The sequence below is a fragment of the Paenibacillus thalictri genome (assembly GCF_004307995.1).
GTDB lineage: Bacteria > Bacillota > Bacilli > Paenibacillales > NBRC-103111 > Paenibacillus_AF > Paenibacillus_AF thalictri.
This window is the reverse complement of sequence record NZ_SIRE01000015.1, coordinates 131333-155180: the sequence shown is the minus strand read 5'-3', so window position 1 is coordinate 155180 and position 23848 is coordinate 131333. Positions and strand designations below refer to the sequence as shown.

The window sequence follows — 23848 nt, the reverse complement described above, 5'->3', positions numbered from 1 at the left end:
AGTGAATGTGGTGTTACGTGTAGACAATGTATCCAAACATTTTGCCGGCAGCGGGAAGGAACAAGCCGTCACGGCGGTAAATCAGGTTTCTTTGACGCTGCGGCACAATGAAATATTTGCTCTGATCGGAGAAAGCGGCTCGGGCAAATCGACGCTGGCGGAGCTGATTGTCGGCCTGCAGCAGCCATCCGGCGGTTCCATCACCTGGGCGGACACGATCGTCAGGCCCAAGCAGGATCGGCCCACCTCACGGATCCAAGTCGTCTTCCAAAATCCCGACCGTTCCATGAATCCTTATTGGCGTGTGAAGGACATTATTACGGAGCCGCTGCGCCTCAGCCGATATCCGAAGAAACAAGCTTATGCCGTGGCCGAAGAGCTGCTGGCGAAAGTAAAGCTGCCCGCCGAACTATTGGACCGTTATCCGGCGGAATGCTCCGGGGGACAGAAACAGCGGATCGCAATCGCCAGGGCGCTCTCCATGTCGCCGCTGCTGCTTGTGGCCGATGAAATTACATCGGCGCTAGATCCTTCCATCGAAGCGGAAATGCTGCAGCTGCTATTGGCCTTAAGGCAGTCCGAGGGCATGTCGATTCTGTATATTACCCACCGTTTGGAAACGATCGCCGGTTTTGCCGATCAAGTTGCAGTGATGAAAGATGGCGCCATTCAGGAAGCGGGAGATACAAAGACGATCTTGACCGAGCCGAAGTCGGAGTATACGAAAGCTTTGCTGAAAGCATCATCGTTTGAGTAGTCGCCGGTCGGCTAGGCCGGTACCGGCATCTGCATGAAGCCGCCGCAAAGTGGCACGGCAATAAAGCTTGGGCGCGTGAAGAGCCGTTGAGCAGCACGCCCGGCCGCAAGCCGTTGCGTTTTCATCATGACGTCTCACGACAAATCATCATAGCTCATACATCAAAAAGCACCTGACAGACGCACATGATGCGGGCTTCAAGGTGCTTTTATTCCTATCGGTGTTTTTTGCCAAAAAAGCGTGTATTCGAAATGGCGGAAATATAGTACATTAGGATTATTGGATGAACACTTAAGTTAAAGTGAGAGTGACTTATGAGATATCGGTTAATGGTAGGTCCCGCGCTAACGGTAGTTGTAACGGTGTTGCTATTTATTGTTTTGCAAAGCAATCCGTCGATTGATAAAGTGATGGTTATGCCAAGCGGCCATTTTTATATTGTCAGCGCGGTTGCCTTCTTAGCGACGTTAATTGCCATAGCGGTCGCCATTTCCAGCTCCAAAATCCGCAATATTCAAGTCACGTTATTATCGCTTGCTTTTATCTCGCTGGCCGAAACGTTTCTAATTCACGGGTTATCCACGCCAAACTTCATCATGGGGCCCAGCCATCTGCCCAGTGTCGCCGCTCAAATCAGCGTACTGCTGGCTACGTTCTGGCTCTTTATGTCCACGCTGAGGTCGGACAATCCGGTGATCCGGCTGCTGGTTCAATATCGCAACAGCCTGGTTTTCCTCTGGACGTTGATTTTAGCCGTATTTGGGGTTATCAGCATCCTGTTTTCACACGTGGTCGATTTTCTGCCTCTTGATATTAAGCCGTTTAATCAAACGATTGCCGGTCTTACCACCGTTATGAATATCATTACGATGTACCGCTACATTCAATATTACAGGTATTCGCGATTTCCTCTGCAGTTATCGATCGTCTATGGTTCGTCGCTGCTTGTCTCCTCTCAGTTCATTATGGTAGCAGGGGTCACTTGGCATATCAGCTGGTGGTTATACCACTTCTTATTACTTGCTTCCATGTTGATCGTCATTACAGGGCTGATCAAGCAATATGCCAATTCGCGTTCGTTAGTCAATTCACTGCGAGCTTTATTCACCTCGGATCCTGTTGAAAGAATTACCAGCTGCCTGTCTCCGAGCATCAAAGCTTTGATGATTGCTACAGAATCAAGAGATACGTATACGGCGGGACATAACTTACGGGTGACGATGTATGCCTTAAAACTGGCCGAAGAAATGCATATTAACCCGGAGCATCTTCGAGCGATCGCGCAAGGAACGATTGTTCATGATGTCGGAAAAATACATATACCTGACTCGATTCTTAACAAAGCGGGCAAATTAACTCCGGAGGAACGTGCGCACATTGAACTGCATCCTTCGAAGGGCTATGAAATGTGCAGAAGCCTTGGATTTATGCAGGACGAGTTGGACATCATTCTTTCCCACCACGAAAAATGGGATGGAAGCGGTTACCCGAACGGGTTAAAAGGAGAACAAATTCCGCTGTTAGCGCGGATTGTGGCTGTGGCGGACGTATACGACGCGCTGACCTCAAACCGTTCGTACCGCAAGGCATGGTCTCATGAAGAAGCGCTAAAGCTGCTGATTGACCAGAAAGGCACCCATTTTGATCCTGCATGTGTAGAAGCTTGGGTGCATGTATGCGAGAAGGAACCGTCGGTGTACAAGTATCCGCTGGAGGTTGTGCAGGAGGATACGAGTATATCCCAAATTACGGAGATGGCGAAATGAAATTTGGTGGGTGGAAGCGGAATCCGCTGCATAATTTTATATATACAGAGATAGGAGTCACGTAGGTGACTCCTATTTATATTGCTGCCGCGGTGAACAAAAAAACGATTACTTGTAAGACTTGTAAATAAAATGATCGAGAAAGTAGTAGTGACTGACCTGCTGCCATTGAAAATGATAATCTTTGGACAAACATACCGTCCTAGCCGTATTGTTTCTTGTTGTATAAATCAGTTCCGTTCCTGCTTTATAGGTTGTATTGTGACGGATGTCGAAATCCTTTGTGGCGCTGGAGTAGGAATCCTGATTAACGTAATGCGGATTGTCCGTGCCCAATAGAAAGTATCCCATTTGGTACAAGGCGTTTTGCTGCACGTATTCTTCCAAATTTTTAAGATCGCAATACACATCAAACCGATTTTGCGGTTCGCGAAGTCCGCTCCACAGAAAGTATTTCAGCTCAATGGCGCAGGAGGACACAAAATGGGTGCCTCCGTACCATTCCAAGGCGATATCAATTTTGGATTTATTAGATCCGCTTTTTAAGAGCGTCGTTTGCGAATGAAACGGGGCTTCCAAATTAATTTTCAAATGATGGTCGTTCCCGAATTCAAAAAGCTCCCCGACCTTTTTTAGTATGTAAGAGAAATGGAGTCGGAGATCGGCTTCGTTGTTGATTTCAACCTTGAGATGATATATTTGGCCCAACAAAATATCGCGGCTGGTCGTAATAATATGCTGAAGCAGCTTCCCTTCCTTAAGTCCCTTATACCGGTAATGCGGTAGATCGTTTATATCCAAATGATTCGTCACAGTCCCCTCCTCCTTGGGCAAAGTATATCAAAGGTGAAATGGCATATGGAAGAATGTACATGCCGCAGATAAGCGATTTAACAATATACGCGATCCCATTTAATCTGCATTTCACAGGGGATTGCTATACTGAAAGTGATCCCGATCAGACAATAAATAACGATAAAAACAAAAGGGGATGATAGAATGGGGATCCATAAATATTTCAGATCGTTAAATGAGTTGGAACGCATCATTCGCTGTCCGGGAAAATTCAAGTTCGAAGAACACAGTGTCGCGGCGCATTCGTGGAAGGTCGTTCAATATGCAAAGACGCTGGCGGATATCGAGGAAAAACACGGCGTGAGCATCGATTGGAAGAAGTTGTACGAAATCACGAGCAGCCACGATTACGGCGAAATTTTCATCGGGGATATCAAAACGCCGGTCAAACACGCGTCGCCCCAGCTTCGCCAGCTCATTCAGCAAGTGGAAGAAGGCATGGTGTATAACTTTATCGAGGAAAATATTCCCGAGGAGTTTAAAGACATTTTTCACAACCAGCTGCGTGAAGGCAAAGACAACACGACCGAAGGATTGATCTTGGAAGTCGCCGATAAGATGGACCAAGTGTACGAGGCATTCGCCGAGCTGCAGAAGGGCAACACGGAGAAAGAATTTGTGAAAATGTATCGCCAAGCGCTCATTAAAATTAAGCATATTAACCTGCACTGTGTCGATTACTTCTTGAATCACATTTTGCCGGACATGATCAACGACGAAATGATGTCGTCCGTAGACATCAGACGTATTACGGAAGAAGCTTTAGCTCCGGATTTCATCGAAGACAGCTGTAAACCCCTCGTTTGAACCCTCACTTATCGGGTATTCTCCTGATTCATTTATTTCTCCAGGCACAAATGAAAGCGCCCCTAGTTACCAGATAACCCAAACCCAAGGCTTGGCCGATCCGGCAACGGGAGCGCATCTTTTGCAATAAATCAATTGGCTGGCGTATTGCCTTGCAGCATTTTGGAAATCCGCAATGCATTTAATACGATTTTAAATCCGGATTCTTTCTGAGTGCGGATGATTTGTGCTGCTTTTTCCTCATCTCTTTGGCGGATCGCTTCAACAATCGCGCGATGTTCCTCATTTGATTGGAGCAGGCGGTCGGGGTCGTAATGGAACACCATCTTGGAATTTTCGCTGCGCAAGAACAAGTTCTCGATCATGTCGATTAAAACTTGGGCGTGTGAGGCACGATATAGCAGCTGGTGAAATTCCCGGTTGCTGAGCGAATACGTGTCCAGATCTTTTTGGACAATACTCTCATCCATTTGACGAACCAGGCTGTCGAGTATGTCAATTTCCTCCGCTGTAGCGGCTTTGGCGGCTAAACGGGTCGATAGGGTTTCCAGCTCTAAGCGGATGAGGAAAATTTCCTCCAGGTTGTCCGTATTAATCGGAGCGACCCGCGCGCCGCTGTGCGATTTAATTTCGAGAAGTCCGTCCGCGGCAAGCCGTTTGATGGCCTCACGAACAGGAATATCGCTGACGCCAAGCTGCTTGCCAATGTCACGAATTACTATCCGCCCATCCGGTTTATAAGCTCCCGACAAAATTTGCTCCTTCAGGAAGTCATACACTTGGTCCGACTTTGTTTTACTTTTTAAATGGTCTATTGACATAGTAGTTAACCTCCATAGGGTTCCAAACGATACTGCCAGAAATGGAAACTGCTGATATTATATCATATATGATTTCACTGTAATTGTACATGAAAATTGAGGGATTGTATATTTTCTGATGGCAAAGAGATAAAACGTTTTCAAAAAGTGATTGATTTTGAGCTAGGGATCATATAATATATAATTAAATTTAAAAAGATATATGATTTAACTTAAATTATATCGAATAATTAGTTTTGCACGCTAGAAGTCATCCAATTTCAACAGAAGGCGAGGAAAACACAATGCATGAATTGCTTGAAGGCGCTTACGATCTGCATGTGCACACAGGACCGGATGTAAGCCCGAGGAAACTTGACGATTTGGACATGGCGGAACGAAGTCAGCGAATCGGAATGAAGGGCTTCGGGATTAAATCCCACTACTTCTGCTCAGGGGAGCGGGCTAGGTTGGTCAAGAAGCTGTACCCTGATCTCAATCCGATCGGTGCTTTGTGCCTGAATCATACGGTGGGCGGGATTAATCCGATTGCGGTGGAAATGGCGGCAAGAGTCGGGGCGAAAATCGTCTGGATGCCGACCTTCGATGCGGCCAACGAGATGGAGTACATGTTTAATCAGACCAGCTATGAAGAGCTGCCGCCTTGGGCGAAAGTACAGTTCGAGCTGAGCAAGCAAGGCAAGGTGCAGGCGGGCATCACGATTCTGGAGGACGGAAAGCTGAAGCCCGGCGTATTCGAGATCATCGACATCGCTGTGAAAAACGACCTCATTTTGGCCACCGGCCATTTGAGCAAGAAAGAGATTTACGAGCTTGTAAGCGCGGCGAAGCAGCAAGGTTTAAAGAAGGTCGTCGTTACGCATCCTACTTTCTCATCCGTCAATCTCTCAAAGGAAGAACAGAAGGAACTGGCCGAGCTCGGCGCTTATATGGAGCAATGTTATGGGGTCATCACACCTCATTACGGCATCGACTGGGACGCTCTCTACGAGACGGTTCGTTACGTGGGGCCGGAGCATTGCATCTTATCCAGCGACTTGGGCCAAACAAACAATCCGTATCCCGACGAAGGCATGATCGATTTTGTCACCAGGCTGTATAACAACGGTTTTACTAAGGAAGAAATCAAGACGATGACGGTGAAGAACACCACATTTTTGGCCGAAGGATAATAAACAACAACAGGGGAGGATATCACATGAATACGATTAAAGCGGCAAATTGGGAGACATTGCAGGAGGTTTTTGTCAGGGAAGGCGTAACGCGGAAAGCGTTCAGCGGGGAAGGAGCGACGCTGGCACTCCACGTTCTGCAGCCGGGCCATGAGCCGAAACCGCACAGCCATACGTATGAGCAAATCGTCTACATTTTGAGCGGCAAGGTGAAATTCCATATCGGGGACGAGGCTGTGCTGCTGGAAGCGGGCGGATTGCTCGCCGTGCCGCCGGATGTCATGCATTATGCGGAAGTGGTGGGCGACGAGCCGGTGTATAATCTGGATGTGTTTACACCGAAGAGGGATGAATATGCGTCCTGAGCCATTTAAGAAACGGCTGGCGGCAGGTTCTCAAGTGGGGACATTCGTCAAAATCGACTCGCCGGAAGTGATCGAATTGCTCGGGCTCGCCGGATTCGATTTTATCGTGATCGATATGGAGCATACGACGCTTGATTTTGCTCAGGTGGAACGGATGGTACGGGTTGCCGACCTGCATGGCATGAACAGCATCGTCCGGGTTCCCGATGCCAGCCGGATGTCGATTTTGCGGGCGATGGATCTGGGCTCTGCGGGTGTCCAGGTTCCGCAGGTTTACTCGGCGGACGAGGTGCGGGATATTGTGGACAAAGCCAAATATCCTCCCCAAGGGTCGCGAGGGCTGACCTATGCGCATCGCGCCGCGGGATTCGGGCATACGCCGCTTAACTATACGGCCGATCAGAACGAAGCCACTACGGTTGTTGTACATGTTGAAACTGAAAACGCTTACGTTCAGCTGCGCGAACTGTGTGCTGTGAAAGGCTTGGATGTCGTATTTATCGGGCCGTTGGATTTAAGCGTCTGCTTGGGTATAACCGGAACCGATTACATTCAAGGCGAGTTGGCCGCACCCGTGAGATCGATACTGGATACATGCCGAACGGCAGGGAAAATGGCGGGTATTGCCGTTGCCAATGCAGCGCAATATAAGTTTGCTCTGGAACAACGTATTCCTTACATCGTATGGGCATCCGACGTGGCCATTTTCAAACAGGCTCTGGACGGTATGATGCAAACCAAACATAAAGTCGAACTTGAATATACGGAGGAAAATTAGATGAGCACTGTTCAGGAAAGTCTGAATCCAACGGCAGCGGACAGTTCCAAGATGAGCGGTCAAGGTAAAAAAGCGCTGGCCGCTGCGTATTTCGGTTTTTCGGTCGACATGATCGACGTGTACCTTCCTATTATCGCGCTTGCGCCGGCGATGATTTATTTCCAGCCTGCGAACTTGTCGCCAACCTTGGCGACTACGCTGTATTATCTTATATTTGTGCTTTCCTTGATCGGCCGGCCGATCGGCTCGTTTATTTTCGGTTATGCCGGTGACAAAATCGGCCGCAGGAAGACAACCCTGATCTCAATTCTTGGCATCGGCATATCGACTCTGCTGATCGCGTGTTTGCCGGGTTATTCGGCATGGGGGCTCGGGGGCGTATTGGTGCTGGCTGCTCTGCGCTTGATTGCGGGGGTTTTTATGGGCGGCGAATATACGTCTGCGAACCCGCTGGCGATGGAATATGCGCCTAAGCACAAGCGCGGCATGTACGGCGGCTTCATCAACGCAGGTTTTCCGACCGGCACGATTGTCGTTTCGCTGGTAACGCTCGCTACGCTCAAGGTATTCCCTGCGGGTGACGCCAATTCGTTGTATGCCGTATGGGGCTGGAGAATTCCGTTTATTATCGGCGCTTTGCTGTGTTTTGTCTTATATATCTATACGTATTTTAACGTCGAAGAATCGAAGGTTTGGGAAACATCGAAGAAAGCGGAAAATCCGCTGAAGGACTTGTTTGGCAAAAAGAACCTGGCTTTGCTCGGCCAAGTATTCCTGGTAATGAGCGGAGTATGGTTTGTAACCAACGCGATTATTTCTTCGCTGCCCGGCATTCTTAAATTCCTTAACGTAGACAGCGTCGTTTCTACGAACGCGCAGCTCATTACCAACGTCATTATGTTCTTCTTATTCATCTACGCAGGAGCGATCAGTCAAAAAATCGGCCGTAAAACCGTGCTGATCATCTTTGGCATCTTAAGCTTCACGTTATCGCCGTTGTTCTTATATATGCTGCTTAATGGCGGTTACCGCGATACGACCTCGCTGATTGTGCTTGTGGTGCTTGTCAACTGCCTGGCGATTCCGGTATTTGGCGTACTGACTTCTTACATTTCAGAGCGCTTTAGCACAGGGGTTCGTGCTTCGGGTTACGGAATCGGGTACAGCTTGGCGCTGATTGTGCCTGCAATGACGCCGTTTTTCATGCTGGGCTTAAAAAACTTCATGCCTTACGAGTTTACGCCTATCGTCATTCTGGTCATTGGCGGTTTGTTTATCACGTTGGGTGCGCTGCTTGGACCCGAGACGAAGAAGGTTGATTTGTAATGGCGGTGAATGAGCGGGATGTCGTCATCGTCAGCGCTGTTAGGACCCCGATTGGCAGTTTCCAGGGAGCGCTGAAAGATGTGAGTGCGGTGCAGCTCGGTGCGATCGTCATACGCGAAGCGATACAGCGCGCCGGTCTGAACGCTGGCGATGTGCATGAAGTGATTATGGGCAATGTTCTGCAAGCCGGACTTGGCCAAAATCCTGCGCGGCAGGCGGCGCTAACGGCGGAGGTGCCTCAAGAATCACCGGCGATGACAATCAATATGGTATGCGGCTCCGGATTGAAAGCGGTTCATTTGGCCGCGCAGTCCATCCGCAGCGGGGACAGCGAGATTGCCGTTGCCGGCGGCATGGAAAATATGAGCCAAGCGCCTTATTTGATGCAGGGTGCCCGCGACGGTTACCGTATGGGCGATCAGCAGGTCGTGGACAGCATGATCCGCGACGGATTATGGTGCGCAACCAATGATTACCACATGGGCGTAACGGCGGAAAATGTAGGTGAGAAATACTCGCTGACCCGGGAGCAGCTGGATCGATTTGCGCTGGAAAGCCAACAGAAGGCGGCAGCTGCAATTGCGGAAGGGAGATTTGCCGGCGAGATCGTCCCCGTTGCCGTTCCGCAGCGCAAAGGCGATGCGCTGATCGTCGACACGGACGAATACCCGCGGGCCGATACATCGCTCGCAGGACTGGCCAAGCTGCGCCCGGCCTTCAAGCGGGACGGCATGGTGACGGCGGGCAATGCTTCGGGGATCAACGACGGCGCGGCGGCGCTGGTGCTGATGAGCGCCGGCAAGGCGCGGGAGCTCGGCCTCGCGCCGCTGGCGGTGATCCGCGCCAATGCCGCGGCCGGCGTCGACCCCGCCTTCATGGGGCTTGGGCCGGTGCCGGCCGTACGCCAAGCGCTTGCGCGAAGCGGCCTGGGGCTCGCGGATATTGGTCTCGTCGAGGCCAATGAGGCGTTTGCGGCACAGGCGCTAGCGGTAGCGCAGGAACTGCAGCTCGGCGCCGATGTGCTGAACGTGAATGGCGGCGCAATCGCGTTGGGCCATCCGATCGGCGCCAGCGGCGCACGTATATTGGTGACGCTGCTGCACGAAATGAACCGGCGCCGGACGCGGTACGGCCTTGCCGCATTGTGCATCGGCGGCGGTCAAGGCGTGGCGACTATTGTTGAGCGGCCTGACGACGGGGAAGGAGTGTTGACATGAAGACGATTGCGGCTTCTTATGCAGAGGCCATAGCCGATATACAAGACGGAGCGACGCTGATGGTTGGCGGCTTCGGGCTTGTCGGCATTCCCGAAAATTTGATCATGGCGTTGGCTGAGAAAGGCGTCAAGGATCTCACGATTATTTCCAACAACTGCGGCGTGGACGACTTTGGGCTGGGGCTTTTGCTGCGAAACAAGCAGATTCGCACGATCATTGCGTCTTATGTCGGTGAAAATAAAGAGTTTGAACGACAAGCGTTAACCGGCGAAATCGAGGTCAGACTGACCCCGCAAGGCACATTGGCTGAAAAAATCCGCGCCGGCGGCGCCGGGATCCCGGCGTTTTATACCCCCGCGGGTGTTGGTACTACAATTGCCGAGAATCGCGAAACACGCGTATTTCAGGGAAAGGAATATTTGCTCGAGGAATCGTTGACAGCGGATTACAGCTTGATTCTCGCGGCCAAGGCGGACCGGATGGGCAACCTCGTGTACAGCAAAACAGCGATGAATTTTAATCCGATTATGGCCGCCGCGGGCAAGGTGACGATTGCCGAGGTAGGGGAAATCGTCGAGGTCGGCGAGCTGCGTCCTGAAACGATTCAGACGCCTGGCATTTACGTTCAACGGCTGATCATCGGCAAGCAGGCCAAACGAATCGAGAAGCGGACAGTACGGGCTTAGCTGTTAATGCAGTTAAAAATCTCGGCGGGAGACGGAGGAAAGGAGGGAGGCTGCAAAGATGGATTCTACGAAAATGTCGATTCGGGAGCGGATTGCCCGCAGAGCGGAACAAGAGATTAAGGACGGCTTTTACGTCAATCTGGGTATAGGCATTCCTACCTTGGTCGCCAATTATTTGGCGAAAGATAAGCAGGTCGTGCTGCAATCGGAGAATGGCCTGCTTGGCATCGGGCCTTATCCGACGGAGGAGGAGCTGGATCCCGATCTGATCAACGCGGGTAAGGAAACGATCACGGCGGCTGAAGGCGCCTCTTATTTCCACAGCGCGGAATCGTTTGGGATGATTCGCGGCGGGCATATCGATCTGGCGATTCTGGGCGGGATGGAAGTTTCAAGCTGCGGCGATCTCGCCAATTGGATGATTCCCGGCAAGATGGTCAAAGGGATGGGCGGCGCGATGGACTTGGTGCATGGCGCGAAGCGGACTGTCGTTATCATGGACCATGTCAACAAAAACGGCCAGCCCAAAATATTGCGGGCTTGCAGCTTGCCGTTGACGGGCCAACGTGTGGTGAATCGGATGATCACGGACCGGGCGGTTATCGATGTAACGCCGGACGGGCTGCTTCTCGTGGAGGTTGCTTCCGGTTACACGGTCGAAGACATCATGCAATGCACGGAAGCGGAGCTGGCTGTCGCGGGCGATGTTGTACTGGAGGCGTACTGAGCGGTGGCCTCCAATAGGCTCAACAGGCTCGAAAAGCTCGCATAAAAGATAAGGCTCGCATAGAAAGAAAAAGCGAAAGATCAGCGCTGTATATAGGTGCATGGCGGATCGGCAAAGCGGCTGCTGTTACCGTCATAGCCCCGCCTGCCGGTCACATACAGCATATAGCAGCGGCAGCTCCCAAATCGTTGGCATGATAGGGGAACGTCGGATCATTAAACAACAAGGACCTCAGTTTCCACTAAGTGGAGTCTGAGGTCCTTGTTGTCGAAAGAAATCAGTTCTTTTAGGCTTGCCTTAAAATTAAGGAAGCACGTTGCCTGCTGCGCGGTAGATGGCGTACCATTCTTCGCGTGTCAGCTGGACATCGCTTGCTTTACAGCAATCTTTCAAGCGTTCGATATTCATCGTGCCGGTGACCGGCTGCATGCGGGCCGGGTGGCGCAACAGCCAAGCGATAGCGATGGTCGTGTTGTTTACTTCGTATTTTGCTGCAATCTCATCGATGTTCTCATTTAATTCAGGGAACTTCTCGTTTCCAAGGAATACCCCTTCAAAGAATCCGAATTGGAACGGAGACCAAGGCTGCACCGTAATATCGTTCAGTCTGCAGTAGTCGAGGATGCTGCCGTCCCGGCCCACAGCGGATTCATTTTCCATATTTACATTAATGCCGTTGGAGATCATGTTGGCGTTGGTGATGCTTAATTGCAGCTGGTTGGCTACGATCGGCTGCTTTACGTATTTTTTCAGCAGCTGGATTTGCATCGGATTCTGGTTGGATACGCCGAAGTGGCGCACTTTGCCCGAGCTTTCAAGAAGATCAAACGCTTCAGCGACTTCTTCCGGCTCTACCAGCGCATCCGGACGGTGGAGAAGCAGGATGTCCAAATATTCGGTGTTCAGACGCTTCAAGATGCCGTCTACGGACGTTAAGATATGCTCCTTGGAGAAGTCGAACATTCCTTTGCGGATGCCGCATTTGGATTGCAAGATGATCTTTTCGCGAATGCTGGCGTTCATCTGAATGGCGTCGGCGAAAATTTCCTCGCAAGTTCCAGCGCCGTAAATATCCGCATGATCGAAGAAATTAGCGCCTTCGTCCAGCGATGCTTGGACGAAACGTTCGGCTTCCTTTTTGTCCAGCGATTTAATGCGCATACAGCCGACGGCGATTACCGGCACCTCCAGCGTGCTTGTCCCCAATTGTATTGTTTTCATGATTCATATCCTCCTCATTGTCGCTTCCATACTTAACATTCAATGATACGTTGGAATGCAGTCTGCCCAACTTGAGCCGTGCCGACCACTTTCAAATGGCGAAACGTTCGGCCAAAGCGCAGATGCTCGCATTCTTTATCTATTTTATAGAATTGCCGCGGTAAATGTAAGCAGTGAAATTGAATTAACTAGGTTAACTATACAGTAGCACCTTTACTATAGGTTACTAGGGAGAGCCGGCACCCCACAGATCAGATCATCTGCGCGTTATAGAGAAAATCTATGAATAGACACAGTAAATATGGATAGATTTAACATGGTTTTGAAGTGCCGCTTAAATTCTCCGAACTAATGAGAGATAAGCTGATCATACGATGTATTTCACATAGCGGAGGGACGTATGGACAATATCAAGATGTTCAGGGAGCGGTACCGGATTGGACAATGGAATAATGGATGGCTTGGGTTGTGCAAAACGGTCTTTCAAAAGTTTAGGCGCGCTAATGCCGATGTAAACAAGTTCACCGTACGCAAAAAGCTGCTCGGCTCTTTTCTGGTCACGATTGTGCTGGCATCCGTTGTCGGCGGTACGGGACTCATCAGCATGTCTTCCATGCAGAGCTTGACGGGAGAAATTACGAATTCCTCGTTAAAGGGCGTCGAAACGATCGGCAAAATCAACTTGCTGGCACAACAAATGCTTGCTTTGCAGGCTACGATGATAATGGAGCCGAATGACGCCAATAAAAAGCAGTTCCTTCCCCAGTCGGGCGCTATTTTCAAGCAAATTGACGATAACTTGGAATTGTACGGCACAATTGTGCGCAGTGATGAGGAACGGCAGCATTTTGAGCTGCTGAAGAGCAAATGGTCGGCCTATAAGGACGGTTATTCCGATTCTTTCATCATGGCCACCCGGGTGAACTTCGTTGAAGGGGCCGGCGCCTACGCCGATCAGATCGCCAAGATGCTTGCCAAGTCCAAAGAAGCTTATGAAGCGATGCAGCAAGAAATCGATCTCCTGGGCAAGCTTAATTACGAGAATGCCGTCACTTTGTCCCACAACAGCGAAGGGCTCTATTATAACGCTATCCGCAACACGGGGATCGCCGTTTTTCTGGCTGTCGTTTTTTCTATCGGTCTGGCGCTGCTCATTTCGGCGCACATTGCTGCGCCGGTAAGGCAGGTGTCCGGAGCATTGCAAAAAATTGCCGAAGGGGATATTTCGGCCGATGTCCTCAAGGTGAAAAACCGCGATGAGATCGGGCTGCTGGTCGAATCTTTAAATCGGATGGTCGTGAACCTCCGGGAGACGATCAAGCAAATTCACAATACGTCGGATACGGTAGCAGCTTCGTCGGGGCAACTGCTCGATCATTGCGAGCGCAATGTCCAGGCAGCCGGCGAGGTGAAGCAATCGATCAAAATCGTAGCTGCAGGAGCAGGCAGCCAGATGGAAGGAGCTAATCAGACCCGCGTGGCCATCGGTCAAATTATTGGCGGTCTGCAAAAAATTGCTGACTCGACCGGAGAAGTTTCGGATATGGCCGAAGAAGCGTCCCTGCAAGCGCGGAAAGGCGATACCTCTGTTCAAGCCGTCGTTCAAGTCATGCACAAAATCAGCGAGGCGGTGGTCCGCGGGGAGCAGGGAATCCGTCAGCTGGAGGAGCATTCCCGCAATATCGGCCATATTGTCAATCTGATCGGAGATTTATCTCAGCAGACAAACCTGCTGGCTCTTAATGCGGCGATTGAGTCGGCGCGGGCGGGAGAATACGGCCGGGGGTTTTCCGTTGTCGCCCAAGAGGTAAAGAAGCTGTCCGAGCAATCGGCTAATGCGGTGAAACATATCGGGACTATGATTAAGCAGGTGCAGACCGATACGAATCAAGTAGCAATTACGATGAAGCAAGGGTTGGGCGAAGTGGATAAGGGGCTTGAAAGCATGGGGTTAGTGGAGATATCCTTTGCGAATATTGTAGCTTCCGCGGAAGATGTCAACCGGAGCATTCATGGTGCGGCGATGGCTGCTCAAGAGTTGGCGGCCAGTTCCCGGCAGGTGTCCGTATCGATCGAGGAAATGAACACCATCGCCGAGCATTCGTCTTCCTTGGCCACAACAGTTGCCGAAAACACCGGAAGGCAGCTTGATTTTCTCAACGGCATGGCCAGCTCGGCACATTCGTTAAGCCAAATTTCGCAGAATATGAGGCAGTCGGTCAATCATTTTAAAGTAAGCTAAACAGCGGGACGGCACCCACGGGGTGCGCCGATGCCCCAATCTGCAAGTAAGCTATCAAAGGTACAGTTTTGCGCGCCACGTCCCGCCTGTTGCGTCAGAGTGATGTTTTTGGCGGGACGTAGCCGCTGAAAAAGTGAATATTGCATGAGCGAATCATACTTACAATCGCCGATTGTCCCCGAATTTCTTGAATGTACCTGCTTGCGGCAGGCTTCAACGCCCTTTCTTGGCCTTCGCGCATTTCAAGCAGTACCGCCTGCCGTAAGTTTTGGCGAAAGCGACGATTTTCCGGATCGCTTTCTTATCCTCCAGCTTGGTGAACGGGCATGGGTCGGGGTGGGTGTTTACTTCCAGGATCCACGGCTTCATGTTGCGATCCACTGCGATATCGAGTCCCAACTCGTTGATTGCGGGATAGGTGCGGCTGAACCGGGCGGCGGTCAAACGGGCGATCCGGTTCATTTGCCGCAGCACCTCGACGGCTTTATGGCCATCGGCATGCCCCTTCATCAGGTCTGTGGCAGGATAGATGGTGCTTCCCTGGCTGCCGTTGGTGACGATTTTCCGCGGATGGGCGACGCGGCCGACCGTTCCGGTAGGCTCCCATTGACGGGCGGGATTTTTTTGGATCATAACGCGAAAGTCGAAAGGGCGGCCTTCAAACTTCAACAAGTGGATTCCCTTCTGGACCAGGTAGCGCCTGCTGCCGGCATGTTTCTTTAACGTTGTAAACAATTCCTCGAATGTGCCGAACGTAAACGATCTAATACCGCTTTGATACCGGTACGAAGACCCTCGTTTCTCCACCCGCACCACTCCAACGCCAAGTGAGCCGCCGTCCGGCTTCACATACACCATTTTGTAGCGGTTCAGCATATTGGCCAAATGACGCCGTGTAAACGGACGCGTATCGGGGATGTGCTTCGCCAATTGCCGATGGTGAAGCAGCAGTCTTGTTTTCACCAGCTTGCTGATCACTCTTGTAACCGTTTTCCGGTTAGTTCCCACGTTGATTCCTCTTTTCCATGTCGAAGCGGTCAGAGCGCTTTATTCCTTACAGCATACGTCGGATGGGCTTCATGAGTGCTGTCGCGGGCTCTTCCCGTATTCGAACTTCTCGATTTTTTTGCAAGATGAGAAAGAACGAGTACAGATAACCCGCATATGTTATAGAAACGTATTATCAAGGCATTGGCACAACAAACGGGAAAGGGGAGCAGCTTATGGAACGGGCGGATATTCAGCAGACGATCGGACGAATGAACCGGTTGTTTCCTTGGTTGCGCCGTCCAAGGATAAAGCGGGGGAACGAGGCGGCGCAACCTTTGGAAAAGCTCCCCTTTGTGACGTCTTCGGTACTTGAGGAGCATTATTATGCGGATACGAATCCGTTGTCCGGGCGTGCTGATCTGCATGCCTATCGTACATCCGGTACAAGCTCCGGACACCGTAAAACGATTTATTACTCCCCTTCGGATGAGGAGCATTATATACGGATCAAGCTGAACATGTTCCGAGCTATTCTTGGAGCGACGCGGTTTCGGTCGGCTTTGGCGGATATGGGTACAGGGCATGCGGAAGCGACGGCTGTCGATGTGTTTCGCAGCCTGGGTATGGAAGCGGAATCGATCTCATTTCGGCTGCCGATTGAAAGGCACCTCGAACGGTTGGCCGCTTTACAGCCGGAAGTACTGTATACGATGCCGTCTATTTTGGACCGTATCCTGCACGCTTCCGGCGACCCGTCGGCTTATGGCATCCGCCATGTCATTCTTGTTGGGGAAATTGCCTCGCCCGTGTGGATTCGGCAGGCAGCCCGCCGATTGGGGCTTGGGGAGGAGCACATCACCGACACGTACGGCTCCATTGAAATCGGCAATATCGCATATTTTTCCCATGAGCATGGGCGCTATTTAGTAACGGAGGGGCTGTGGGCGGAGGGAGTGCGGCCGGAGGAAATCGATAATGGCTTGGAACCGCTGGCGGATGACGACGAACGGGTGCTTGTGCTGACGTCGGCGGTAAGAGAAGCATTCCCCGCTCTGCGTTACGTGACTTACGATGTCGTGCGCGATTTGCGCCCGATATGGGTGGATGGCGTCTTGCGGCAAAGCTTCACCGGCGTCGTAAAGAGAATCGGCCCCGATCTCAAACACGGAGAAAAAATCAGTATCTACGATATTGAAAGCGTAGTGCTTCGCCATCTGGAAGGGGCCGGCGTACGCGTCAAGGTGGCCGGCAACGCTTTAATCGTATATGTTCATAGCCCGAGGGCAACGGCAGCGGCGTTAGAGCGGGTACGAGATGATCTGGAGCGCCGCATTCCAGAGATCGGAATGATGATTCAAGCCCGAATTTTGGGCGGGATACAGGTTATCTCCGATGTGTTTGAAGATTCGCTTTATATCAGCGCGGTAAAAAACAAAAAAATTTTTTATGAGTAAAGAAGGGATTGCATTGCAACTTGAGGGTGGAATAGCAGACGCGATAGGCCGTACTCCGTTAATCCGGCTCCGGCGGTTGTTCGGCGGCGAATCGTTTCAGGTCTATGGCAAGCTGGAGTGGATGAATCCCGGGGGCAGTTCCAAAGACAGGCCCGCTTTGTATATGCTGCGGGAGGCTATACGGCGCGGGGAAATTACCGGCGACACCGTTGTCATCGAATCCAGTTCGGGCAATCTGGCTATCAGTCTCGCACAGCTGTGCGGTTATTTGGGATTGCGGTTTATTTGCGTAATTGATCCCCGTACGACGGAGCAGCATAAGCGGATTATTCGCAGCTTCGGCGGGGAAATCGATCTGGTCAGAGAGCCGGATCCGGAGACAGGAGAATTTTTGCCGGCTAGGATCCGAAGAGTGGGCGAGCTGGTTCGGCATATGCCGAAAGCATATTGGACCAATCAGTACGGAAATCCGGACAATTACATGGCTCATGCGGAGACGACCATGAAGGAAATCGGAGACCAGCTGGGCGAGATCGATTATTTATTTTGCGGTGTCAGCTCCTGCGGAACGATTCGCGGCTGCATGGAATATGTGAACAGCCGGCAGTGGTCTACTCAAATCGTAGCTGTGGATGCTGTAGGGAGCGTTATTTTTGGTGGAGAGAAAGGTCAACGGAAATTACCCGGACTGGGTGCCGGTATCACACCCGCTTTATACCGGCAGGATGTAGCCGATCGGGTGGTGCATGTGTCCGACGCGGAATGTGTCAAGGGTTGCCGGGATCTGGTACGCTGCGAGTCGATTCTAGCGGGCGGCTCCTCGGGCGGTGTGATTGCCGCCATTCGCAAAATTGCCCCGGCTATTCCTGCGGGAGCGATGTGTGCGGCGATACTGCCGGATCGCGGTGAACGGTACTTAACGACGGTGTACGACGACGATTGGGTGCGGAGGGAGCTGGGTGTCAGATCAGCTTCTTACGTGTTGGGAGGGTAAACGATGCTGTATTTACACGACGGGCATATACGTGAAATCGGGATCGATTGGCAGCGGCTCACCGAGGCCATCGGTGAAGTTGTGAAGATTAACGATAGCGGGGATTGCGCGCATCCGCTCAAGCCGTATTTGCGCTTTCGCGAACCGCAAAACCGGATTATCGCCATGCCTGCTTTTGTCGGCGGAAGCTTTGATAGGGCCGGCATCAAGTGGATCGCCAGTTATCCTGACAACCATCGGCTTGGCTTGCCAAGAGCCCACAATACGATCATTCTGAACGAAACGGCAACGGGCCGTCCCGCCGCGTTCATCTACAGTGGTTTGCTGAACGGTATTAGAACAGCCTCAGTCAGCGGGCGAATGCTTCAAGCTTTTATTGCTGCAAGGCGCCCGGCCCAACTGCGGGTGGGCATCATCGGCTGGGGGCCTGTGGGACGCCACCATCTGGATATGTTGATCAGCGTATTGGGGGATAAGCTGGAGCGGGTCGCCTTGTATGACTTAAGAGGCATCGACCCGGACACCGTTCCCGAAGCTGTACGTGGTATCACGGACATAGCGGACGATTGGCGGCAAGTTTATCGGGGCTCCGACGTTGTGGCCACATGTACGGTATCCGCGGAAAGATATATCGATGAACCGCCAGGGGAAGGCAAACTGCTGCTGAATGTATCGCTGCGCGATTATAAGCCGGAGAGCGTAGCGAATGTGAAGGCGGTCGTGGTCGACGATTGGCAGGAGGTTTGCCGCGAAAACACCGACGTGGAGCAGCTTCACATCCAATGCGGCTTGCGTGAGACGGATGTGCTTACGTTAGCCGATATCGTATGCCGTGACGGGTTGGGCGGGTCAGCTGCTCAGGAGACGGTGTTTTTTAATCCGATGGGGCTTGCCGTATTCGATATCGGCGTAGCCGCTTATTATTTGTGGGAAGCGCAGCGTCTTGGCAAAGGGGTCGAGCTGGAGGGCGCGGAATAGAATCTTCCCTCCGTTAGTTCGTCAGACAACCGTATCTATATGAAGTGGAAGAACCCTGCGGCTAAACAATGATGCCGCAGGTTTTTTTAAGGTAAGGAACGTTTAACTATATCAAAACGCTGAAGCGCTTATTCAACTTTCTGCTCGCAAGAAAAGCTTCCGCCAGGACACGAATGTACTTCACCGAAAGGACTTCGATCAGATGTTCTTATGAGCGATGCTTTTTATGGCGATTTTGATCAGAATAAGTTTATTTTGCTTCTTTGGTTCCGCCAAACCTAACATAAAGCGCTTTCTTTTCAGTTTGCAGCTATTTTTGGCTGGTATGTTGGTTGATAAGAGATCAATGCCACTTGATTTGATTCGATGAACTTGCCAAATTCAGCAAATGAAAGTAGGGGCTGAACGATGTTTATGCACAAACGAGCGAAAGCTTGCTTTTGGACAAGGGCCGTAGCTTGCATGATGATCGTTATGCTGCTTCTGGGTATCGTCCAAAGCGAGGCTCCCGCTTATGCCGCAGATGCGGCGCTGAAAGGAACGGTGTACGTAAACGAAGCTGTTGTTCCAGCGGATGGAACAAGTCAGACACATGTCGTGCTGCTGTTAAAAGATCAGTTCGATCGGGATGCCGCTATATCGCCCGAGAGGATAACTTTCAAGACTACGCTGGGACATATGGACGGAAGCGTGGCTTTCTCGGTGTACGGGCAATATACGTCGGTGCTGACCGCTCCGGTTACTGCAGGAGTTGCGTTGATTAGCGCGGAAGTGGATGGGGTTGCCGTTCCGGACATTGCACGGGTGAGTTTTCAGGCGGGTGCTCCATCCGCCGCGCATTCGGTTGTCACGGCTAACACCACGTCGCTGCCTGCCGATGGCGTCAGTCAGACTGCGATTTCATTGCTTTTGAAAGACAGGTACGGCAATGACGTTACTGAGCAAGCAAGCTCGCTGCAAATTTTCACGACTTTGGGGAGTGTGGGCAGTGTAGCCTTTGAAACGTATGGCCGTTATGAAGCGAGGATTGTCTCGGTGGTTTATGGGAGTGTGGGGAGAATTTCCGGCAATCCCGGTCCAGTTGTAGGCCCGCTGGAAATTCAATTGAACCAGGGAGCGATCCCAGCCGCGGTTCCGAACGGCAGCTCCATTCCGGCAGCGCTCTCTGTCACTTATGAAACCTATGGAGCCTACAAAGCGATCCTAACGGCGCCAACCACTCCGGGAACCGCGCAAATTACAGCCAGCCTGAATGGAGTGACGGTCCCGTCCAGTGTTTATGTGACATTTACGGAGAGCGGCGCATCAACCAAGTGGACCGGGCTGCAATTTGGTGAGTCCTCTTATCCGGTTACTGCCGGGCAGATGATTGCTACAAGTTTGCAGGCTGTCGATTCTAACGGGCTGGCGAGCAATGTAACACCCTATGCAGATTACCGCATCGCGAACTCTTCTATTGCCACAATCGATAGCGGAGGTATCGTAAAAGCGATAGGCAAGGGACAAACGGTAGCTATTGCCACTTACGGCGGACTTACGGCAGAGACGGCGATTGTTGTATCGGACAACAATCAAGGCAATGTCTATGTACCGGGGTATGCAGGAAGCTCATCCCATCAGCCTGCACCTGCTCTCAATCCGGTATCGGCCGGATTTGCCATTCAGGTAGTTTCCGAGGATGGGCAGGCCGGAGAGCCGATCGTTATATCTCCCGATGAGCTATCGAAGGGCGTCGTTTATCTGAAAATATCGACTGCTGGAGGACAAATTTACATAACGGCAGCCAATTGGAAACAACTAGCGGCAATCAATCCGCAAGCGATGCTGCATATTCGCGCCGGTTCCGCGGCGATATTGCTGCCGGTCTCGGAAATCGATTCAAGCGTTTTCAGTCAAAAATACGGCCTGCGGGACGAGGCTATCGTCTTTAAAGTGAGCATTCGTGAACCGGATCGGCCTACCTACCAAGCTATGGAGCAGTCGGCCAAATCGATCCAGGCTGAGCTGCTGGCTTCGCCGCTGGAGTTTGAAATCCAAGTAACCGGAGAGGACGGCTCAAGCACTTTTATCCAAGCTTTTCAACAGTATGTGACGCGGACGCTTCCTTTGAATGCGGATTCGGTTCCGGAAACCGCCACCGGTGTGTGGTGGAGCCCGGCAACCGGCCAATTCCAGTATGTTCCGACAACCTTCGAACAGGAAAACGGCCGGTGGTTGGCTGTGATGAAACGTCAAGGAGCCAGTATCTACACTGTCATCAACCGTTTCGAGACGTTTGCAGATATACGGGGCCACTGGTCAAGCAACGATGTGGAAAAGATGGCTTCCAAGCTGATTGTTCAAGGAAAAAGCAAGGATGCGTTTGAGCCGGATGCGGCCATTACCAGAGCGGAAACGGCGGCACTGCTGGTCAGGTCTTTGGGGCTGGCGGAGACCGGTGACAAAAGCCCATTTGCCGATGCCAACGGGGGCTGGTACGAAACGGCGGTTGGTGCCGCTTATCGGGCGGGCTTGATCTCGGGATATGATGACGGGACGTTCCGTCCGATGCAGAACATCACCAGGGAAGAATGGGCCGCCATGATCGTTAGGGCCATGAACTATACATCGGTTAAACAAACCGGCGCTCCGGCAGCCTATAGCCCGTTTACCGACGAGCCGGCCATATCCCGGTGGGCGCTGGACGATGTAAGGATTGCCGGGCAACTGGGAATCGTTGAAGGGGGCGGATCGTTCCGGCCGGCAAGCCTTACGACACGGGCGGAAGCGGTGACGATGCTCAAACGTATGCTGCAGCTTATACGATTCATCCCATAACATGATACATAATGCGAGAGGAGCTGGAGACCCGTGAAAAATATAAAGTTAATGATGAAAACAGCGATGGCAATCGGCCTTTTATTATTTGGCATTTATCCGCAAGGAGCAGGAGCTGCGTCGACCTTGCTTGATTCCATTCCAATTTGCGTCAGCGACAATGGACAAATCAATCTCATAGCGCCGGACGGCAGCTGCGCGGCAAATCAGAAAATGTATACGTTGATGCTAAAAGGCGACCAAGGACCAGTAGGACTTCAAGGTCCGCAGGGGACGGCAGGTCAAGCAGGGCCGCAAGGCTTGAAAGGCGACCCCGGGGACCCGGGAGCGGTAGGCTCAGCGGGAGCGGCGGGTCCGCAAGGAGCAAAGGGAGACAAGGGGAATAAAGGCGATCCCGGGGATCCGGGAGCGATAGGCCCTGCGGGTGTGACGGGACCGCAAGGAGCGAAAGGAGACAAGGGAGATAAAGGCGATCCCGGAGACCCGGGAGCGATAGGCCCTGCGGGTGCGACGGGACCGCAAGGAGCGAAGGGAGACAAGGGAGATAAGGGCGATCCCGGAGACCCGGGAGCGGTTGGCCCTGCAGGAGCGACGGGGCCTGCCGGTCCCATGGGTCCGCAAGGCCCGACAGGAGCAACAGGCCCGCAAGGGCCGCAGGGCCCGGCCGCAGAAGGTGCAAGCCTATATGGTGACGGATCGGATGGTGCATTTTATGTACCGGCGGGTACAACCACGGATTTAACTACAACTAGCGGCTTCAGTTCGCTAGGCGGTAGAGTAGGCTTACAATTTTCCTCCATTAATATTTTAGGCACTCTCATTGTTCCAAGCGGCACCATGATCCGCTCGTCGGGCGATATCAACATTTCGGGAATTATCAGTGTCGACACAGGTGCCAAGGATACCGGCGCCGGCAATCCGCATCCCGGCATATCGTTGGCTGAATCGGGTTTAGGTGTTGGCGGCAAGGGGCTTTCCCAACTGCAAGCAGCGCAATTAACTTTACCGGGAGCGGCAGCGGGCGGTGCGGGGAAACGGCTGACTACTACGACAGGGGGAGAAGGAGGCGGTTCGCTTGTCATGGTTGCAAAAGGCAATGTTACCTTGAATGTAACCGGCTCGATCAATGCGAACGGCGCCGATGCGGTAAATCCGCAAACTCCCGGTCCCACAATTGCCGGGACGGGTGGCGGAGGCGGCGGAATCATCGTAATCGGAGCGAAGGGCAACCTAGCCATCTCGGGTACCATTAGGGCGATTGGCGGCAACGGTTCAAACGGTTACTCGACCAATGGAACGGCTGTTGCAGGGGGCGGGGGCGGAGGTGGGGGCATCATCCATCTGATTTCAAAGACTAGCCCAAGCGTCAGCGGATCGTTGCTAGTAATGGGAGGTGCTGCCGGATTACCTTCGGGCGGAACTGCGAGCGCAAGCAGCGGCGGCGGAGGCGGAGCAAGCGGCGGGAATGGTGGGAATGGCGGTACCAGCGGGAATAGCGGACAAGCCGGCACCGCCGGATATACCTTCCAAACCATGGCGTGGACTCCAGAAAATATGTTTGTGAAATAACTCAAAAAACAAGATGGACTTGCAGCTCTTGCTGCGGGTCCATTTTTTGCCTATAAGGAGCCGTCAACATCATAAGGTCACTGAAAAAGCAGCGAAGTGAGTGAAATCATGCTGGAGCAGCGCCAGCGTTCGCTTTTGTCCACGAATTTCACCCGCCATAAAGCGGGTATCATCCAAGCAATTCGCAGACAACCAGCGACCCTAGGGAATAACTTCGCACATGCAGCGTCCACTTATTCAGTAGCCTCGAACATCATAGATGAGCCTTTGCATGGATGCGAAGTCGAAAATAACCCGTGAAAGGCC

General features: G+C 52.0%; 21 protein-coding genes. 17 read left to right on the top strand and 4 right to left on the bottom strand.

The window, feature by feature from the left end; all coding sequences use genetic code 11:
• Nucleotides 1-10: 10 nt before the first annotated feature.
• A complete protein-coding gene (locus tag EYB31_RS21300) occupies nt 11-757 on the top strand; it encodes an ABC transporter ATP-binding protein (protein ID WP_131015425.1) in 747 nt (248 codons plus the stop codon).
• 314 nt (nt 758-1071) lie between these two features.
• A complete protein-coding gene (locus EYB31_RS21295; protein ID WP_131015424.1) occupies nt 1072-2523 on the top strand; it encodes an HD-GYP domain-containing protein in 1452 nt (483 codons plus the stop codon).
• A 108-nt stretch (nt 2524-2631) separates the two neighbouring features.
• Here EYB31_RS21295 and EYB31_RS21290 read toward each other — a convergent pair whose 3' ends face one another.
• Entirely contained in the window at nt 2632-3336 is a 705-nt protein-coding gene (locus EYB31_RS21290) for a hypothetical protein (protein WP_131015423.1), read from the bottom strand.
• Between the two features lie 186 nt (nt 3337-3522).
• Between EYB31_RS21290 and EYB31_RS21285 the strand changes: the two genes are divergently transcribed.
• Nucleotides 3523-4185, top strand: a complete 663-nt coding sequence (locus tag EYB31_RS21285) for a YfbR-like 5'-deoxynucleotidase (protein ID WP_131015422.1) — start codon at nt 3523-3525, stop codon at nt 4183-4185.
• Nucleotides 4186-4316: 131 nt separating this feature from the next.
• On the opposite strand, the gene EYB31_RS21280 is transcribed toward EYB31_RS21285, so the two are convergent.
• Complete coding sequence (locus EYB31_RS21280; RefSeq protein WP_131015421.1) at nt 4317-5006, bottom strand: GntR family transcriptional regulator; 690 nt, start codon at nt 5004-5006, stop codon at nt 4317-4319.
• Nucleotides 5007-5290: 284 nt separating this feature from the next.
• On the opposite strand from EYB31_RS21280, the gene EYB31_RS21275 reads away from it, so the two are divergent.
• The 7 genes from EYB31_RS21275 to EYB31_RS21245 are packed head-to-tail and all read left to right on the top strand — an operon-like array spanning nt 5291 to nt 11277.
• Entirely contained in the window at nt 5291-6178 is an 888-nt protein-coding gene (locus EYB31_RS21275; RefSeq protein ID WP_131015420.1) for a DUF6282 family protein, read from the top strand.
• 26 nt (nt 6179-6204) lie between these two features.
• Entirely contained in the window at nt 6205-6543 is a 339-nt protein-coding gene (locus EYB31_RS21270) for a cupin domain-containing protein (protein ID WP_131015419.1), read from the top strand.
• Nucleotides 6533-7321, top strand: coding sequence for an HpcH/HpaI aldolase family protein (locus EYB31_RS21265; protein WP_165452528.1), 789 nt, complete (start codon nt 6533-6535; stop codon nt 7319-7321). Before EYB31_RS21270 ends, EYB31_RS21265 begins: the two co-directional genes overlap by 11 nt.
• Nucleotides 7322-8647 (top strand): MFS transporter, encoded by a 1326-nt coding sequence (locus tag EYB31_RS21260; RefSeq protein ID WP_131015417.1) that lies wholly within the window; start codon nt 7322-7324, stop codon nt 8645-8647.
• 5 nt (nt 8648-8652) lie between these two features.
• Nucleotides 8653-9864: an acetyl-CoA C-acetyltransferase gene (locus tag EYB31_RS21255; RefSeq protein WP_131015497.1), complete on the top strand. Its 1212-nt coding sequence runs from the start codon at nt 8653-8655 to the stop codon at nt 9862-9864.
• The gene (locus tag EYB31_RS21250) at nt 9861-10550 is read left to right on the top strand and encodes a CoA transferase subunit A (RefSeq protein WP_131015416.1); all 690 of its coding nucleotides are present in this window, start codon (nt 9861-9863) and stop codon (nt 10548-10550) included. Before EYB31_RS21255 ends, EYB31_RS21250 begins: the two co-directional genes overlap by 4 nt.
• 58 nt (nt 10551-10608) lie before the next feature.
• Nucleotides 10609-11277, top strand: coding sequence for a CoA transferase subunit B (locus EYB31_RS21245; RefSeq protein WP_420819460.1), 669 nt, complete (start codon nt 10609-10611; stop codon nt 11275-11277).
• A gap of 303 nt (nt 11278-11580) precedes the next feature.
• On the opposite strand, the gene EYB31_RS21240 is transcribed toward EYB31_RS21245, so the two are convergent.
• A complete protein-coding gene (locus EYB31_RS21240) occupies nt 11581-12498 on the bottom strand; it encodes an aldo/keto reductase (protein WP_131015415.1) in 918 nt (305 codons plus the stop codon).
• Nucleotides 12499-12898: 400 nt separating this feature from the next.
• On the opposite strand from EYB31_RS21240, the gene EYB31_RS21235 reads away from it, so the two are divergent.
• Nucleotides 12899-14740, top strand: a complete 1842-nt coding sequence (locus EYB31_RS21235; RefSeq protein WP_131015414.1) for a methyl-accepting chemotaxis protein — start codon at nt 12899-12901, stop codon at nt 14738-14740.
• A gap of 213 nt (nt 14741-14953) precedes the next feature.
• Here the strand turns inward: EYB31_RS21235 and EYB31_RS21230 are convergent, their stop codons facing one another.
• Nucleotides 14954-15748, bottom strand: coding sequence for a YheC/YheD family protein (locus EYB31_RS21230; protein WP_131015413.1), 795 nt, complete (start codon nt 15746-15748; stop codon nt 14954-14956).
• A gap of 215 nt (nt 15749-15963) precedes the next feature.
• Here EYB31_RS21230 and EYB31_RS21225 point away from each other — a divergent pair, with 215 nt between their 5' ends.
• The 6 genes from EYB31_RS21225 to EYB31_RS40310 all read left to right on the top strand — a co-directional run bounded on the left by EYB31_RS21225 (nt 15964) and on the right by EYB31_RS40310 (nt 23842).
• Complete coding sequence (locus tag EYB31_RS21225; protein WP_240762683.1) at nt 15964-17184, top strand: phenylacetate--CoA ligase family protein; 1221 nt, start codon at nt 15964-15966, stop codon at nt 17182-17184.
• A gap of 13 nt (nt 17185-17197) precedes the next feature.
• Nucleotides 17198-18178, top strand: coding sequence for a 2,3-diaminopropionate biosynthesis protein SbnA (gene sbnA / locus EYB31_RS21220; protein ID WP_338119967.1), 981 nt, complete (start codon nt 17198-17200; stop codon nt 18176-18178).
• A gap of 3 nt (nt 18179-18181) precedes the next feature.
• Complete coding sequence (locus EYB31_RS21215) at nt 18182-19156, top strand: 2,3-diaminopropionate biosynthesis protein SbnB (RefSeq protein WP_131015411.1); 975 nt, start codon at nt 18182-18184, stop codon at nt 19154-19156.
• Nucleotides 19157-19618: 462 nt separating this feature from the next.
• Nucleotides 19619-21973: an S-layer homology domain-containing protein gene (locus EYB31_RS21210; RefSeq protein WP_165452527.1), complete on the top strand. Its 2355-nt coding sequence runs from the start codon at nt 19619-19621 to the stop codon at nt 21971-21973.
• Nucleotides 21974-22006: 33 nt separating this feature from the next.
• Nucleotides 22007-23542 carry a collagen-like domain-containing protein gene (locus EYB31_RS21205; RefSeq protein WP_131015409.1) on the top strand — a complete coding sequence of 512 codons (1536 nt, stop codon included), beginning with the start codon at nt 22007-22009 and terminating at the stop codon, nt 23540-23542.
• A gap of 96 nt (nt 23543-23638) precedes the next feature.
• Nucleotides 23639-23842 (top strand): hypothetical protein, encoded by a 204-nt coding sequence (locus EYB31_RS40310; protein ID WP_165452526.1) that lies wholly within the window; start codon nt 23639-23641, stop codon nt 23840-23842.
• Nucleotides 23843-23848 lie beyond the last annotated feature (6 nt).